General features: G+C 68.9%; 16 protein-coding genes. 3 read left to right on the plus strand and 13 right to left on the minus strand.

Features of this window, described 5'->3' with window-relative positions:
* Window positions 1-2 precede the first annotated feature (2 nt).
* The 13 genes from VGI12_17155 to VGI12_17215 form a co-directional block, all read right to left on the minus strand.
* On the minus strand, window positions 3-1,319 hold the full coding sequence (locus tag VGI12_17155) for an L-fuconate dehydratase (GenBank protein HEY2434406.1): 1,317 nt from the start codon (window positions 1,317-1,319) through the stop codon (window positions 3-5).
* 148 nt (window positions 1,320-1,467) lie between these two features.
* A complete protein-coding gene (locus VGI12_17160; GenBank protein HEY2434407.1) occupies window positions 1,468-2,412 on the minus strand; it encodes an ABC transporter permease in 945 nt (314 codons plus the stop codon).
* On the minus strand, window positions 2,409-3,932 hold the full coding sequence (locus tag VGI12_17165) for a sugar ABC transporter ATP-binding protein (protein ID HEY2434408.1): 1,524 nt from the start codon (window positions 3,930-3,932) through the stop codon (window positions 2,409-2,411). The genes VGI12_17160 and VGI12_17165 overlap by 4 nt, the downstream gene beginning before the upstream one ends.
* Before the next feature lie 45 nt (window positions 3,933-3,977).
* The gene (locus VGI12_17170) at window positions 3,978-4,949 is read right to left on the minus strand and encodes a substrate-binding domain-containing protein (GenBank protein HEY2434409.1); all 972 of its coding nucleotides are present in this window, start codon (window positions 4,947-4,949) and stop codon (window positions 3,978-3,980) included.
* The gene (locus VGI12_17175) at window positions 4,946-5,779 is read right to left on the minus strand and encodes an amidohydrolase family protein (GenBank protein ID HEY2434410.1); all 834 of its coding nucleotides are present in this window, start codon (window positions 5,777-5,779) and stop codon (window positions 4,946-4,948) included. The genes VGI12_17170 and VGI12_17175 overlap by 4 nt, the downstream gene beginning before the upstream one ends.
* 26 nt (window positions 5,780-5,805) lie before the next feature.
* Complete coding sequence (locus tag VGI12_17180; GenBank protein HEY2434411.1) at window positions 5,806-6,870, minus strand: Gfo/Idh/MocA family oxidoreductase; 1,065 nt, start codon at window positions 6,868-6,870, stop codon at window positions 5,806-5,808.
* Window positions 6,871-6,878: 8 nt separating this feature from the next.
* Window positions 6,879-7,229 carry an L-rhamnose mutarotase gene (locus VGI12_17185; protein ID HEY2434412.1) on the minus strand — a complete coding sequence of 117 codons (351 nt, stop codon included), beginning with the start codon at window positions 7,227-7,229 and terminating at the stop codon, window positions 6,879-6,881.
* A gap of 6 nt (window positions 7,230-7,235) precedes the next feature.
* The gene (locus VGI12_17190; protein HEY2434413.1) at window positions 7,236-8,096 is read right to left on the minus strand and encodes a fumarylacetoacetate hydrolase family protein; all 861 of its coding nucleotides are present in this window, start codon (window positions 8,094-8,096) and stop codon (window positions 7,236-7,238) included.
* A complete protein-coding gene (locus VGI12_17195; protein HEY2434414.1) occupies window positions 8,093-8,863 on the minus strand; it encodes an SDR family oxidoreductase in 771 nt (256 codons plus the stop codon). The genes VGI12_17190 and VGI12_17195 overlap by 4 nt, the downstream gene beginning before the upstream one ends.
* An 18-nt stretch (window positions 8,864-8,881) precedes the next feature.
* Window positions 8,882-10,609 (minus strand): L-arabinonate dehydratase, encoded by a 1,728-nt coding sequence (gene araD, locus VGI12_17200; GenBank protein ID HEY2434415.1) that lies wholly within the window; start codon window positions 10,607-10,609, stop codon window positions 8,882-8,884.
* Window positions 10,606-11,517, minus strand: coding sequence for a dihydrodipicolinate synthase family protein (locus VGI12_17205; GenBank protein HEY2434416.1), 912 nt, complete (start codon window positions 11,515-11,517; stop codon window positions 10,606-10,608). The genes araD and VGI12_17205 overlap by 4 nt, the downstream gene beginning before the upstream one ends.
* 7 nt (window positions 11,518-11,524) lie before the next feature.
* Window positions 11,525-12,634: a M24 family metallopeptidase gene (locus tag VGI12_17210; protein ID HEY2434417.1), complete on the minus strand. Its 1,110-nt coding sequence runs from the start codon at window positions 12,632-12,634 to the stop codon at window positions 11,525-11,527.
* Window positions 12,631-13,710 carry a PmoA family protein gene (locus VGI12_17215; protein ID HEY2434418.1) on the minus strand — a complete coding sequence of 360 codons (1,080 nt, stop codon included), beginning with the start codon at window positions 13,708-13,710 and terminating at the stop codon, window positions 12,631-12,633. The genes VGI12_17210 and VGI12_17215 overlap by 4 nt, the downstream gene beginning before the upstream one ends.
* 51 nt (window positions 13,711-13,761) lie before the next feature.
* On the opposite strand from VGI12_17215, the gene VGI12_17220 reads away from it, so the two are divergent.
* From VGI12_17220 to VGI12_17230, 3 genes are read left to right on the plus strand one after another with little or no spacing between them, the layout of a single operon-like run.
* The gene (locus VGI12_17220; GenBank protein HEY2434419.1) at window positions 13,762-14,505 is read left to right on the plus strand and encodes a DUF1080 domain-containing protein; all 744 of its coding nucleotides are present in this window, start codon (window positions 13,762-13,764) and stop codon (window positions 14,503-14,505) included.
* 8 nt (window positions 14,506-14,513) lie between these two features.
* Window positions 14,514-15,452 (plus strand): Gfo/Idh/MocA family oxidoreductase, encoded by a 939-nt coding sequence (locus VGI12_17225; protein ID HEY2434420.1) that lies wholly within the window; start codon window positions 14,514-14,516, stop codon window positions 15,450-15,452.
* A complete protein-coding gene (locus VGI12_17230) occupies window positions 15,449-15,895 on the plus strand; it encodes a cupin domain-containing protein (GenBank protein ID HEY2434421.1) in 447 nt (148 codons plus the stop codon). The genes VGI12_17225 and VGI12_17230 overlap by 4 nt, the downstream gene beginning before the upstream one ends.
* The last annotated feature ends 12 nt before the right edge of the window (window positions 15,896-15,907 follow it).

Below are 15,907 nucleotides of genomic sequence, written 5' to 3' on the forward strand. Positions count from 1 at the left end.
ATTCATCGCTGGTGCGCCCGGGACGATCGAAGCTCGGTCCACACCGGGCCGTCCGGATAACGGTACGCCACTCGCGTTTCCGGCTTGATCGTGCTGCTGTAGCCGGGCATCGACGGCGCACGATAGCGGCCGCGCTCGACGACGACAGGATCGACGAAGTGCTCGTGGAGGTGGTCGACGAACTCGGCCACGCGATCGTCCATCCGGCCTGACACGGAGACGAAATCCCACATCGAGAGGTGCTGCACCAGCTCGCAGAGTCCGACGCCGCCGGCGTGGGGGCATACCGGTACGCCGAACTTCAGCGCCATCAGGATGACAGCGAGATTTTCGTTGACGCCGCCGAGCCGGCAGCTGTCGATCTGGCAGTAGGAGATGGCGTTGGCCTGCAGCAACTGCTTGAACAACACGCGGTTGGCGCAGTGCTCGCCAGTGGCGACGCCGATCGGCGCGACCGCCCGCGCGATCGCCGCGTGCCCGAGCACGTCGTCGGGACTGGTCGGCTCTTCGATCCACATGATGTCGTGGTGCTTGAGCGCGGTCACGCAGGCGATGGCCTCACCGACGTCCCACCGCTGGTTGGCGTCGATCATCAGCTTGTTGTCCGGCCCGATGGCCTCGCGTACCAGCGCGACGCGCCGCGCGTCGTCGGCGGGATCGGCGCCGACCTTGACCTTGAAGTGAGTGAAGCCTTCGTCGAGCGCCTCCCGGCAGAGGCGGCGCACCTTGTCGTCGGAATAGCCCATCCATCCGGCCGACGTCGTGTAAGCGGGGTACCCGTCGCGCAACAGGATCCGCTCGCGGTCGGCCTTGGTGGCGTGCTGACGCTCCAGGATGGCTTCCGCTTCCTCGGGTGTCAGCGCGTCAGTGATGTAGCGAAAGTCGATCGTCGAGACGATCTGTTGCGGCGTCATGTCGGCCAGCAGCTTCCACAGCGGCTTGCCGGCCTGCTTGGCGTGCAGGTCCCACATGGCGTTGACGATCGCGGCCATCGAGATGTGGATCACGCCCTTCTCGGGGCCGAGCCAGCGCAGCTGCGAGTCGCAGGCGAGCGTCCGCCAGAACGCCGCCGAATCGGCGAAGACCGCGTCCACGTCCTGGCCGACGACGAGCGGCATGAAGCCCCGGATCGCTTCGGCGCAGATGTCGTTGCCGCGGCCGATGGTGAAGGTGAAGCCGTGCCCCTCGAGCGCGGTGTCGGTCTTCAGCACGACGTAGGCCGCCGAGTAGTCGGGATCCTTGTGGACGGCGTCGGTGCCGTCGGCGGTCAGCGACGTGGGAAACCGCAGGTCGAAGATCTCGTAGCCGGTAATCCGCATGAGACTAGAGGCTATCTCATAAATGCCGGTTGCAATCGCCGGCGAGCGAGCGCCGCGAGTGAGCCACGCGAACGGAGCGCGCCGGCGCAGCGGCGCGCGAGAGCGCGTGTAGGGGGGCCCGGCTGGGCGAAGCGCCCCGGGGAAATTACTAGTGCCCCTTTGCCGACCGCACGCGATCGACCGCCACCGCGGCGACGATGATCGCGCCGGTCACGATCTGCTGGACCCAGTTGGCCAGCCCCTTCTGCGAGCAGCCAATCTGGATGATGGTCATGATCGCGGCTCCCATGATCGTGCCCGCCACCGAGCCGCGTCCGCCGGTGAGGCTGCCGCCGCCGATGATGACGGCGGCGATCACGTCGAGCTCGGCGCCGACGCCCACGGTGGGGTCGCCGACCGAGAGCTTCGAGAACTGCAGCAGACCGGCCAGGCCAGTGAGCAGCCCGGAGAGCGTGTAGACGACGACCTTGGTGCGTGGAATCGCCACTCCGCACAGCCGCGCCATCCGCTCGTTCGAGCCGATCGCGAAGACGTGCCGCCCGAACCGTGTGTAGCGGAGCAGCGCCGCGATCAGAATCGCGGTGGCGAAGACGCCCCAGATGCCCCACGGGACCATCGCCGGGCCCCGCTCGGCACGGAGCAGATCGTTCAGCCAGGTGAAGGGCGCTTCGATCCGGCGTTCGTCGGCCAGCCCCTTTGCGGCGCCGCGCACGACGAGCATCGTCCCGAGCGTGACGATGAAGGGAATCACGTTGAGGCGGGTGATCAGCAGGCCGTTGAGCAGTCCGCACACCGCGGCTGCCGCCACCCCCGCGACCGCCGCCGCCAGCGGGCCCATGCCGGCACGCAGCGCAATGGCAATCGCCACCGTGGTGAGTGCGATGATCGAACCGACGGAGAGGTCGATGCCGCCGGCGGCGATGACGATCGTCATGCCGATCGCCGACACGCAGACGATCGCCGCCTGCCTGGCCATCAGATCGAGGTTTCCAGGGGCGTAGAACTGGCGTCCGACGAGGATCCCGAAGATCGTCGCGACGACGATGAGCCCGATCAGGGTGCCGGCGCGGTCAACGAACGATCGGCGGGTCATGCGCGCGACGGCCCTCCGCTCGAGTCGAGAAGGAGGTCGTGCTCGTTGAGGCCGGCCGCCGCACGCGGCGCCTGCAGTCGTCCGCGCTGCATCACCGCGATCCGGTCGCAGAGCCCGAGCAGCTCGGGGAAATAACTGCTGACGACGAGCACAGCTTTGGCGGGCGCGCCGTCGGCACCCGCCGCCAGCCGGTCGACGAGGCGGTAGATCTGGGCCTTGCTCGCCACGTCGATGCCCCGCGTCGGCTCGTCGAGGAGGAGCACGTCGACGTCGTGGTGGAGGAGCCGGGCGAGCGCGACTTTCTGCTGGTTGCCTCCCGACAGCTCGCCGGCCGCCTGGTCGGGTCCGCCGCACTTGATCGCCAGACGGGCGATCCAGGCGGCCGCGGAATGGCGCTGCCGCCGCGGCACGACAACACCGGCGGGGCCGAAAGGCTGCAGGCAAGTCAGCGTGAGATTGTCGGCCACGCTCAGGCTGCCCGCCAGCCCTTCGTTCTTGCGATCCTCGCTCAGCAGTCCCATGCCGGCGCGCCAGTGATCGCGCGGGGTGCGGCCGCCCCCGCCGGCGCCGATGCGCACCCGGCCGCTCTTCACCGGCGCGAGCCCGAACAGCGCACGCAGGAACCGCGTGCGGCCGGAGCCGACCAGGCCAGCGATGCCGAGCACTTCACCGCGACGCAGCGTGAAGGTGGCGCCGCCGGGCTCGAAACCGCTCACCTCGAGCAGCGGCTCGCCTGGCTGCCGATCGCTGCGCGCGAACAGATCGCCAGCCGCGGCGCCCACCATCGACGCCACGATGGCGGCGGGCGTCGACTCCGGCGTGCTGCCGCCGCCGGCGTTGCGGCCGTCACGCAGGACGGTATAGCGGTCGGTGATCGCCTGCACTTCTTCGATGAAGTGGGAAATATAGACGATGGCATACCCGTCGGCCTTGAGGCGGCGGAGCAGCGCGAACAGGTGCGCGACGTCGTCGCGTCCCAGGCTGCTGGTCGGCTCGTCGAGCACGAGAACGCGGCAGCCGACGGCGAGCGCGCGGGCAATTTCGACGAGCTGCTGGTGGGCGACCGAGAGATCGCCGACGACGGCATCGGGCCGGATGTCGTCGTGTCCGAGCTGAGCCAGCGCGGCCTTCGCCTGCGCGCGCATCGCCCGCCAGTCGACCAGGCCCGGGACCCACGACCACCGGCCGGTCGGGGCCGGCTCCGCCCCCAGCAGCATGTTCTCCATGACCGTCAGATGCGGCGCCAGCGACAGCTCCTGGTGAATCATCGCGACGCCGGCGCGGCGCGCCTCGATCGGGCTCTTGGGCACATACGGGCGCCCGTCGATCGTCATCGAGCCGGCATCGGGCTGCAGCACGCCTGCCAGAATGGCCATCAGCGTGCTCTTGCCGGCGCCGTTCTGTCCGACGAGCCCGAGGATCTCGCCGGACGCGACCGAGAGATCGACGCCGTCGAGCGCCTGGGTGGCGCCAAACGCCTTGCGCACCCCCCGCATGTTGAACGACGTTTCGTTCTGCATCGTGTCGGTGTCAGATGCCGAACGTTCGGTGCGCCTTTTCGCTCATCATTTCTTGAGGTCCGGCTCCAGCAGCGACTTGATCTCGGGCGTGTCCATGTTGTCGCGGGTGGCGACGTGCGCGCCGGTGTCGATCCGCTTGTCGACCGGCTGGCCGTGGAGGTGCGAGACCATCGTCTTCACGGCGAGGTACCCCATGCGCACCGGGTCCTGGACGACCAGGCCGTCGATGGCGCCGTCGCGCAGCCCCGTCACCAGGTTCGGCGACGCATCGAAGCCGACGAACTTTACCTTACCGGCCCAGCCGTTGTCCTGCAGCACGCGCATCATCGCGAACGACACCGATTCGTTCGGCGTGAAGATGCCGTCGATCGCGAGCGAACCATCACCCTTCTTGTAGGTACTGAGCAGCGCCTCCGCCTTCTTGTACGCTCCCTCGACGTCAGCCCCGCCGTACTGGTTGTCGCTGACCACCTCGATGCCGGAATTCGCTTTCATCGCCGCGAGGAAGCCTTCCTCGCGCTTGCCTGTGCTGTCGTGGCCTTCGGCGTAGCGGAGCAGGAGCACCTTCCCCTTGCCGCCCAGCGACTGGGCCAGGCGCTCGCCGCCGATCCGTCCGCCATTGAGATTGTCGGTCGCCACGAAGCTGACGTAGTCGTCGCTCTTCAGCCCTGAGTCGAAAATAACCACGGGGATCTTCCTCTGCTGCGCCTCCTGGATGGGCCGCACCAGCGCCGACTCGTCGAGCGGCGCGATACAGATGCCGGACACGCCGCGGCTGACCGCGTTCTCGACCTCCGACACCTGCGCGTCGCGGTCGTCTTCGCGGAGCGGGCCGCGCCATACGATCGCGACGTTGAGTTCCTTGCCAGCCTGCTCGGCGCCGGCGCGGATGCTCTGCCAGAACACGTGCGTCGTGCCTTTCGGAATGACTTCGATGGTCAACCCGCCGGATCCCGTCTGGCCCCTGCCGCATGCGGCGAGCGCCGCGAGAGCGACGAATGCGAAGGCTCGTCTCATGACTCGTTCATCCTCAGATAGACGTGTTCAGCCGTCCGCCCCATGATGCGGGCGCGTTCCTCGTCAGAGTATTCCGCGATGGCCTCGCGCACCAGCGCGAGGGTCTGCCGATAGGTCGCCCCCAGGGTACACACCGGCCAGTCGGATCCGAACATCAGCCGCGACGGCCCGAAGGCCTCGAGCGCTGTGTCGAGATACGGGCGCAGGCCGGCGGGCGTCCACGTACGCCAGTCTGCCTCGGTGACCAGCCCCGAGAGCTTGCACCACACGTTGGGCAGCGCCGCGAGTCCCCGGATGTCGCGGCGCCACGATTCGAATCCGCCGCCCCGGATGTCGGGCTTGCCGAGATGGTCCAGCACGAACCGCTGCGCCGGGAACGCCGCGGCGAAGCGCGTCGCCTCGGGCAGCTGGCGCGCGTAGATCAAGATGTCGTAGACGAGCCCGACCCGCGCCAGGGCGGCGATGCCGTGGCGGAACCCGCTGCCGTCGAGAAAACCCTCGGGCTCGGCCTGGACGACATGCCGGATACCGACCACACACGGCTCCTGGCCGACCCGTTCGAGCTGCCGCTCGATATCGCGCGCGCGCAGGTCGATCCAGCCAACCACGCCCCTGATGAACGGCTGGGTGTTGGCCAGTTCGATCAGCCAGCCGGTTTCCTCGGTGTCCTGGCGCGCCTGCACGGCGATCGTGCCGCCGACCCCCTCGGCGCGCAGCTCGTCCTCCAGATCGCCCGGCAGGAAGTCGTGCGCGAGCGCGGCCATCGAGCCGTCGATCCAGCCGTAACGCGACGGTTCATACCGCCAGAAGTGCTGATGCGCATCGATCACGTGGGCGGAGGACTCGTTCGCGGCGCTCACTCGCGGCGTCCTCTGTGCGGCACCGGCGTCGCGCCATGGGCGCTGGAGTCGTAGCAGGCTTCGACGACGGCCATCGTCTTGATCGCATCGTCGACGGATGAGACGAGTGCAGGGTCTTCCTTGGCGACGAACCGCTGCAGGTTCGACATCGGACCCTCGAACGCCTCGGTGAACCACGAGCCGCGCAGCGGCACGTCGTGCCAGCGGCGCTCGGCCGTCACCTGCATCGTGTCGGGCGGACCGGCCGGGTAATCCAGGTTGACCCCCCAGGTGACGCGCGCGATCCCGTTCGTCCCCTCGACCATGATCTGCGAGCGCTTGAAGGCCGGCTCGGCCCGATGGGTGTGGTTGAGGACGAGTGAGCACCGCAGCCGGTCGCCGTAGTCGAGGATGATCGAGCTGCGCGTGTCGCGCAGCTGCGGCATCTCGGGGTGACCGACCGCTTTGCAGTAGACACCAGCGGGCTCGCCGATCAGCCAGCGGATGGCGTCGAGATAGTGGATCGAGTGATAGACGATCTCGACGCGCGGCGCGCCGGCCATGAACGTCCAGTTCCCCCACGGCTGCTCGACCACGAGCCGGACATCGACGTCGACGATGCGGCCGAGATCGCCGCCGGCGGCGAGATCGTGCAGAGCCAGCATGGCCGGGGCGAAACGCAGCTGGAAGTTGAGTGCGGCGACCAGGCTGCGCTGGTGGCAGCAGGCCAGGATGCGATCGGCTCCGGCGAGATCCGCGCCCATCGGCTTCTGGATCAGCACGGGCGCGCCCTGTGGCAGCCGCTCGAGGATGCCGACGATCTGGTCTCCCGGGACTGCCAGGTCGAACACCGCCCCGGGATGCGCCGCAGCCGCCTCGATCGAGGTGAAGACCGTCGCGGACGGCACCGACGTGGCCGTCGCTCTCGCCTGCTCCGGATTCACGTCGAAGAACCCGGCGACCGGGAAGCCGAGGCGCGCATAGGCCGGCAGATGCGAGGTCCGGACGATGGCGCCTGCGCCGACGAAGACGATCGGACGAGGATGGGCGGGGCGCGGCCAGGCCTGTCGGAGGTCGCGCATGACGGCGCTCAGGGACGCGCCGAGGGCACGCGATGCTCGAACACCAGATCCATCGCGGTCCACCAGTCGCGCTCGCCCGCGCCGGGCGCCGGCCGCTGCAGCGACATCATCAGCTGCTCCCATTCGGCCACGCGCGGGTGCGAGGCCATGCGCGTGGCGAAGGCGCTGCGCAGATCGGAGCCGTCTTCGAGGTCGGCGATCATCACCAGCCGCGTAGCGAGCAGGTAGATCTGCATGTCGATCACCCCGGAGGCGCGCATGCTCTCGAGCACCTCCGGCCAGACGCGGCGATGGTAGTCGCAATAGGTCTCGACGACCGAATCGTCCTTGAGATCGATCGCGAGTACCTGACGAATCATCGGTGTCTAACCGGAAAACGCCGTGACCGTCTGCCGCTGCCTGCCGAGGCCGTCGATGCCGAGCTCGACGACGTCGCCGGCCTTGAGGAAGACCGGCTCCGGCTTCAGACCGAGCCCGACGCCAGCCGGGGTGCCGGTGGTGATGACGTCGCCCGGCAGCAGCGTCATGAACTGGCTGCAGTAGCTGACCAGCGCGCGCACGCCGAAGATCATGTTCGCCGTCGTGCCCTTCTGCCGCGACACGCCGTTGACCGTCAGCCACATGCCGAGCTGCTGCGGATCCGCGACCTCGTCGGCCGTGGTGATGAAGGGTCCGAGCGGCGCGAATGTGTCGCAGCTCTTGCCCTTGACCCACTGTCCGCCGCGCTCGAGCTGAAAGGCGCGCTCCGAGTAGTCGTTGTGCAGCACGTAGCCGGCCACGTGTTCGAGCGCGTGGGGCTCGTCGACGTAGGACGCCTTCTTCCCGATCACGACCGCCAGCTCGACCTCCCAGTCGGTTTTCGTCGCCCCCTTCGGGATGACGAGATCGTCGTTGGGGCCGACGATCGCCGAGGTCGCCTTGAAGAAGAGGATCGGCTCCTTTGGCAGATCCATCTTGCTCTCGGCGGCGTGATCCTTGAAGTTCAGCCCGATGCAGACGATCTTGCTGGGCCGCGCCAGCGCGGCGCCGGTGCGCGCGGCGGCGTCGATTTTCGGCGCTGCGGCTCCCTTCTGCCGGACCCAGTCGGCGACGCCGCGAAGGCCGTCGCCACCAAAGAAGGCCTCGTCGAAGTCGCGGACATAGCCGGACACGTCGAGGCGGGTGTGGTCGTCGAGCAGCACCGCGGGTTTTTCCTGGCCTGGTGCGCCATAGCGGGCGAGTTTCATACGGCGGTCACGCCTCCGTCGATCGGATACGCGGCGCCGGTGATGAACGACGCCTCGTCCGAGCAGAGATAGAGCGCAAGTTGCGCGATTTCCTCCGGGCGCCCCATGCGCCCGATCGGTTGATAGGCCGACAGCGTCTGCATCATCTCCTGCTCGCGGCCCGGATAGTTCTTCGCCAGGTAGCCGTCGACGAACGGCGTGTGGACGCGGCCCGGGCAGATGCAGTTGCAGCGGATGCCGCGCTTCACGTAGTCGGCGGCGATCGAGCGGGTCATCGTCAGCACCGCTCCTTTGGTCATCGAGTAGGCGAAGCGATCGACGATGCCGACCAGCGCCGCCACGGAACACATGTTGAGGATGACGCCGCCGCCCTGGCGCAGCATGACCGGCACGATCGCGTGCGCGCAGAGATAGACGCCGAAGATGTTGACGCGGTACAGCCGGTCCATGTCGTCGGGCGCCGTCGTCTCGACGGTGCCGACGTGCGCGATGCCGGCGTTGTTGACGAGGATGTCGATGCGCGCGTGGGCCGCGGCAAGCGTCGCGGCGAGCGCGTCGACCTCGGCTGGCTGCGAGACGTCGCAGCGATGCGCCGACCCGGCGCCGCCGGCCGCCGCGATCTCGTCGGCGATCTGGCGGGCGGCGGCCTCGTCGCGATCGACCACCGCCACCTGCGCGCCGCGGGCCGCGAAGACCCGCGCGATGGCCGCCCCGATGCCCGAGCCCGCGCCGGTCACCACGGCCATCTTTCCCTGGAGTTCGAACATGTCCGACTGCGATCTATCTTAGTGGATTTCCGGATCGGCGATCGGCGCGGTGCCCTGCAGGAAGTCGAAGTCGCATCCCTTGTCTGCCTGCGTGACGTGGCGCGCGTAGAGGTGGCCGTAGCCGCGCGGGTAGGCGACCTCGCGCGGCGTCCACGCCGCTCTGCGCCGCGCCATCTCCTCGTCGTCGACGCGCAGCGACAACCGTCGCGCCGGCACGTCGAGCTCGACGATGTCGCCGTCGCGGACGAACGCGAGCGGACCGCCGATGAACGACTCGGGCGCGACGTGCAGCACGCAGGCGCCGTAGCTCGTGCCGCTCATTCTGGCGTCGGAGATCCGCACCATGTCGCGCACCCCCTGCGACAGCAGCTTCTTCGGGATCGGCAGCATGCCCCATTCCGGCATGCCCGGTCCGCCGAGCGGGCCGGCGTTCTGCAGCACCAGTACCGAATCCGCCGTGACCGGCAAGTCCGGATCCTCGAGCCGCCGCTCGAGATCGTTGTAGTCGCGAAACACGACCGCCGGTCCCGCGTGTTGCAGCAGCCGCCGCTCGGCGGCGGTGTGCTTGATGACGGCGCCGTCGGGCGCGAGATTGCCGCGCAGCACGGCCACCCCTCCTTCCGGCCCGACCGGGTTGTCGCGCGTGCGGATGACGGCGTCCTGGCACACGACCGCCCCTGCGATTTCGGCGCCGAGCGTGCGCCCCGTCACCGTCAGGCAGTCGAGGTCGAGCAGGTCGCGCAGCCGGGTCAAGGCGGCGCGCAGGCCTCCGGCATAGAAGAAGTCCTCCATCAGGAATGCGCCCGACGGCCGGATGTTGCCGATGAACGGCGTGCGCCGGGAGAGCGCGTCGAAGCGATCCAGATCCAGCGTCGCGCCGGCGCGCCCCGCCATCGCGATGAGGTGAATGATCGCATTGGTCGATCCGCCGAGCGCCATGGCGGCCGTCACCGCGTTGCCGAACGCCGCGGTCGTCATGATCTCGCGCGGCGTGAGATCCTCCCATACCATCTCGACGATGCGGCGGCCGGCGGCGGAGGCCATGCGCGGATGCGACGAATCGGCGGCGGGAATCGACGAGGCGCCGGGCAGCGTCATGCCGAGAGCGTCCACCGTCGCGGCCATCGTCGAGGCGGTGCCCATCGTCATGCAGGTGCCGAACGAGCGCGCGATGCCGTCCTCGATCTCGCGCCAGGCGCATTCGTCGATGCCGCCGACGCGCTTCTCGTCCCAGTACTTCCAGGCGTCGCTGCCGGAGCCGAGCGTCTGTCCGCGCCAGGTGCCGCGCAGCATCGGTCCGGCCGGGACGAAGATCGCCGGCAGATTCGCGCTGGTCGCGCCCATCATCAGCGCCGGCACCGTCTTGTCGCAGCCGCCGAGCAGCACGACCCCGTCGGCGGGGTAGGCGCGGAGCGCTTCCTCGGCGTCCATCGCCAGGAGATTGCGATAGAGCATCGTGCTCGGCTTCATGAATGTCTCGCCGAGCGTGAGGACGGGGATTTCCATCGGGAAGCCGCCGGCCTGCCAGATGCCGCGCTTGACGTCCTCGGCGCGTAGCTTGAAGTGCGCGTGGCAGGGATTGGCGTCGCTCCAGGTGTTGAGGATGGCGATCACCGGCTTGCCGGCGATGTCGTCGGCGGTGAAGCCGGCCTGCTTGATGCGCGAGCGATGACCGAAGGATCGGAAGTCGTCGCGGCCGAACCAGCGGTGGCTGCGGAGATCCGCAGGGGACGTCTTCGGGGTCATGCGTCTCTCAGCGTTCGCGCGGCCGGCGTGACTTGCGCGATCTGCGCATCCTTCAGCGCCGACACATAGGGTGGGATCGGGCCGGTCCCGGCGATCCCCGCGGCCTCGGTGGCGTGATGCAGCACGCGCGCCGGGCCCCAGGCGTCGCGCAGATCCTCGAGCGGTATGAAGTGCGCGCGCAGCGTTTCGGCCGCCGCCCAATCCCCCGCACGCGCGGCGGCGAAGAATTCCTGGCAGCGCGCCGGCGCGATGCAGCCGGATCCGGTCGTCATGCCGATGAGCCCGAAGTCGCGCAGGTGGACGACGGCCGGACGCTCTCCCATGCCGCTGACGACCTTCGACCGATCAACCCGGCGCAGCAGACCGTCGAGATACGGATCGCGCGAGGGATCGTCGAGGACGACGGCGTATTTGATCGCGACGGCGACGCCGTCGGCGACGAGCCGGCCGATCGCGTCGAGGCCGGCGTCCCGATCGCTGCCGAACACGGTGTCGGACTTCAGATACAGGATGAGCGGCATGCCGGCGGCGTCGGCGATGTCGCGGTAGCCCGCGTCGAGACCGCCCGCGTCACGCGGGTCGCCGCACGGCAGCATCATCACGGCCGGGAATCGGTGGCGGCGCAAAATCCGCGCCTGATCCATCGCGTGTCCGAACGACGGGCCGATGCTCGGGATCGGCCAGCGCGGTGCGGCGAACGAGGCCAGCCAGCCGCAGAGCATCTCGAACTCGCCGAGCGTGGCGTGATAGAGAAACGCGTTGCCGCCGTAGAGAAAGCGGGTGATGCCGCCAGCCTCGATGTAGCGCGCGATCTGCTCGGCGGCGTCGAGATCGAGCGTCCGCCTGGCGTCGGCGCGTCGAGGCAGCGGCGGAACGGAGAACACACCGTCGAGGGTCAGAGCCGTCATACGCCTGTCACATTCTCCATACGCCCGACGCCGTCAGGCCGCCTTCGATGTCGATCGCCGGCCAGTCGGGCGTCGAGGTGATGATCTCGAGGCGATCGCCGAGGACGAGCGCGGTGTCCTCGACTTTCGTCCCGGTCACGGTCGGATTCCATGCGAACGCCTGGCGCTCGGCGACGACTTCCGGCGAGTGGGGATGCGCGATCCATTCGCGGGCGCGATACCCGATCGCGCCTCCCTGATGATGCTTCAGGATTTCCTCGGCGCAGCCGGCATCGGCGTAGGCGCGCGCCAGCGTGTCGTAGAGCGCCGCGCCGGTCGCGCCCGGCCGGGTCGCGGCCAACACCCGCCCGAATACGCCCGCCGCCGTGCGTGTCCGCGTCTCGAGATCGGGCCGCGCCCCGGCGGCGACGACCCGCGAGAGCGAGACGATCAGCCCGTCGCGCTCGGCGCACAGCGCGAGCATGACCGCCTCCTTCCACGCCGTCTGCGTCGGCACCGGGTGCCGGTAGCGGCGCAGCCGTTCGTCGGCGCCGACGAGCGCCACCACGGCGCGGGCCCGGAAGCCGGCCGCCGCGTCGGCGACGGCGCGGGCGATGTCGACCTCGAGGCCGCCCGGCTCGAGGCCGCGGCAGATCCGGCCCAGCGCGACACCGGCGTCACGCCCGAGCGTGCGGTAGCGTGCGGCCTCGCCGTCGGTCAGGCGCGCCCGCGCGCGCGACAACATCGGCTCGATCGGCGTCGTGTCGGGCAGCGGCCAGTCGGCGGCCACGCTCGCGCCGCCCGGCAGCACGCGCTGCGCCAGGCGGACGGCGTGGCGGGGATCCTGGTCATCCGCCCACGGATACTCGATCGGGGCGTAGTCGAGGCCGGCCAGCACCTCCTCGAGCATGCGCGGCATCTCGATCGCGTTGGCGAGCACATGACGGCCGCCGGCCGCCGTCACCAGCAGCCGCGCCGATCCCGTCTCGCGCGTCGTGTCGATGCGGTTGTGCCGTCCGCTGGTGAGCCAGGCGATGTTGTGGTGCGCCGCGAGCAGGATGGCGCCCGCGCCCGCGTCGCGCGCCAGGCGGACGAGGCGGTCCAGCTTTTCGTCGTGTTCGGCCGCGCGGTCGGTCATCGGCGCCCGTTGGCGGCGGCTCCCGTCTGTGCAAACGCCTTCTGTTCGCGATCGGCGCGCTCGGGCGTGAGGCCCCCGTCGACGATCAGGACCCGATAACGGAAGGTCACCGACTGTTTCGGTTCGAGCGCGAAGCCCAGCGTCTCCTTGCCGTTGCTGAAGATCTTCTGGCCGAGTGGATTCGCCGAGAACAGTCCGAAGTTACGCGCGTGCCAGTAGGTGGGATAACCGGGATTCGACGGGTGATCGAGGATGGCGATGGTGATCGTGTCGCTGCCGATCTGGCCGGTCAGCAAACACCAGCGGCCGCGCGTGCCCCAGGCGTCGTCGCCCTGTTTGCCGTCGCTCGTCGTGTAGTTGCCGGTGATGCCGGCGTTGTCGAGCTTCGGCACCTCGGTCGGGCGGCCCGACATATCGGTGAAGACTTCCGGCTTCGTCGACGGCAGCTCGAGCTGGCGCGCGACCCGCAGGCCGAGCATCCCGTCCTTCGCGTCGTCGAAAGTGACTCGCGTGTCGAGCGCCGTCAGCGTAGTCGTGCGATCGATCGTGCGGGTGGCCGCGTCGCCGCGGAAGACGAACGCGGTGCGCTCGTGCAGCAGCGTGGTGCCGTCGTGCCGCACCCAGTCCGACTCCGTGACGAGATCGCCGCGCTCGCCGGAGGTCGCGCTGACGATGCGGCGGTGGAGGATGGTGCCCATCTTTGGCGCGTCTTCGGGCTTGATCGCGTCGGAGTTGTTCCAGAAGTCGATGCCGTTGACGTTCTCGTAGTTGAGCCAGAACCCGACGTGATGCGGATGGTCGACCCGCTCGCCCGGACGCGGATCCAGGGGCCAGCCGCGCGTGACGAGCGTGCCGTGCGCGTCGCGAATCGGGTAGAGGACCGGCTTCTTGACGGTGTCGGGCCAGATGTACGACGTGAACGGTTTGCCGTCGACGGTGACGTCGACACGCCGCGCCGCCTCGTCGACCTTGACGTTCACTCCAGGGATGCCGGTCACACCGGCGGTGCTGCGCTCCGCGGCCAGCGGAAGGACCAGCCCGACGGCGGACACCAGGAGGACGAAGAGGGGACGCATGGCGACAGCTCCTTGTGGGCGGCCGGACGAAAGCGGTAAAGTCTGTCCCACATGACTGCCAAATTCAAGCTCGCCACCATGACGTTTGTTGCCGCCGCAGCGGCCGCAACGCAGACGGTCGCGACGGCGCAGACCAGGAAGGATCCCACCGCCGCGACCGTCGCAGCCGACCAAGCCGGTGGCTGGACGCCGCTCTTCGACGGCAAGGACTTGAAGGGCTGGCGCGGCTACAACAAACCGGACGCGTCGGAAACGCGGTGGCGCGTCGAAGACGGTCTGCTGACGCTGCCATCCAACGGCGCCGGCGACACCCACGGCCAGCGCGATCTGATCACCGACGCGACCTACGACCAGTTCGACCTGCGGTGGGAATGGAAGATCTCGCTGGGGGGCAACAGCGGCGTCAAGTACTTCGTGCTGGAGGATCGCCCTGATGCGATCGGCCACGAGTACCAGATGATCGACGACGAGCGGCATCCCGACGCGAAAATCGGTCCCCACCGCCAGACGGCGGCGTTCTACGACGTGTTTCCCGCGCACGATCGCCCGATGAAACCGGCCGGCGAGTGGAACACCAGCGAGGTGATCGTCAAGGGCAAGCACGTCACGCACTTCCTCAACGGCAAGAACGTGCTCGAGTACGACCTCGATTCGCCGGCGCTGATGGCCCAGATCGAGAAGAGCAAGTTCAAGGGGATCGAGCGTTTCGGCCACCCGCAGAACGGCCACATTCTCGTCCAGGACCATGGCGATCAAGTGTGGTACCGCACGATCGAGATCAAGCGCCTGAAGTAGATCGCACCGTGCGAATCGGGATCATCGGCGCGGGCGGCATCTCGGGGACGCACGTCAGGGCGGCGCAGGGCATCGACGGCGTCGAGATCGTCGCCGTCCACGGACACAACCTGCAGAAGACGACAGCGCTGGCCGACTCGTGCGGCGCGGTCGCCTACGAGGACTTCGACGCGTTCCTCGCGCATCCGATGGACATGGTGGCGATCGGCAGTCCATCCGGGCTCCATGCCCGGCAGGCGATCGCCGCGCTCCGCCGCGGCCTGCATGCGCTCGTCGAGAAGCCGCTCGACGTCACCACCGCGAACGTCGACGCGGTGATCGTCGAGGCGGATCGCGCCGGCCGCCGGGTCGGCGTGATGTTCCAGGAACGCCTGCTGCCCGAGGTCGTGGCGCTCAAGCAGCGCCTCGATGCGGGTGAGATTGGCTCGCCGCTCTTCATTTCGGGACAGATGCACTGGTACCGGCCGCCTGAGTACTACGCCTCGTCGAAGTGGCGCGGCACGCCTGGGCTCGACGGCGGCGGCGCTGTCATCAACCAGGGCATCCACACCCTCGACCTGATGCTGCATCTCCTCGGCGACGCGCGGCGGGTCAGCGCCCGCACGGCAACCCGGCTCCACGACATCAAGGTCGAAGACACGGCCGCGGCGCTGATCGAATTCGAGAACCGCGCCTTCGGGCTCTTCGAAGCCACGACCGCCGCGGCGCCGGGGTTCGCGCGCCGGATCGAGATCGCCGGCAGCCAGGGACGGCTCGTCTACGAGGATCCGCCGCGTCCGGCGACGGTCGCCGACGCCACGCCGCATCGCCGCGTGTTCGAGGACTTCATCGAAGCGGTCCGGACCGGCCGCCGGCCCGCCTGCGACGCGGTGGAAGGGCGCCGCAGCGTGGCGCTCATCGAGGCCCTCTACAGGTCCGCCACGTCTGGAGGATTCGAGACGCCATGACCATGAAGCGAATCGCCGCCGCCGCGCTGCTGATGCTGGCCGGCGCCGGCCTGCAGGCGCTCGCGTCCGCGCGCACCGCGCCCGGCGGCTACATCATCGAGCGCGATGCCGACATCGCCAGGGACGAGCCCGGCACCCACAACGGCGGCGGCATGACGATCGGCTACTCCTTCTTCGCGAAGGTGCCGAACCTGAAGCTGGTCTTCCGCAAGCGCGCCTTCCACCCTGGATCGGGGGTCGGCCTGCACGAGCAGAAGGAAGACGAGATTTACTACGTGCTGAGCGGGAAGGGACGGATGACGCTCGACGGCAAGGACTACGACGTCACGCCAGGCACCGCCATCCTCACCAGGACTGGCAGCTCGCACAGCCTGAAGCAGGTGGGCAGCGACGATCTGGTCGTGCTGATCAACTACGAAGTCGAGCCGCAGCCGATGAAGTGAGCGCGGGACCGG

It is taken from the genome of Vicinamibacterales bacterium, assembly GCA_036496585.1.
GTDB lineage: Bacteria > Acidobacteriota > Vicinamibacteria > Vicinamibacterales > 2-12-FULL-66-21 > JAICSD01.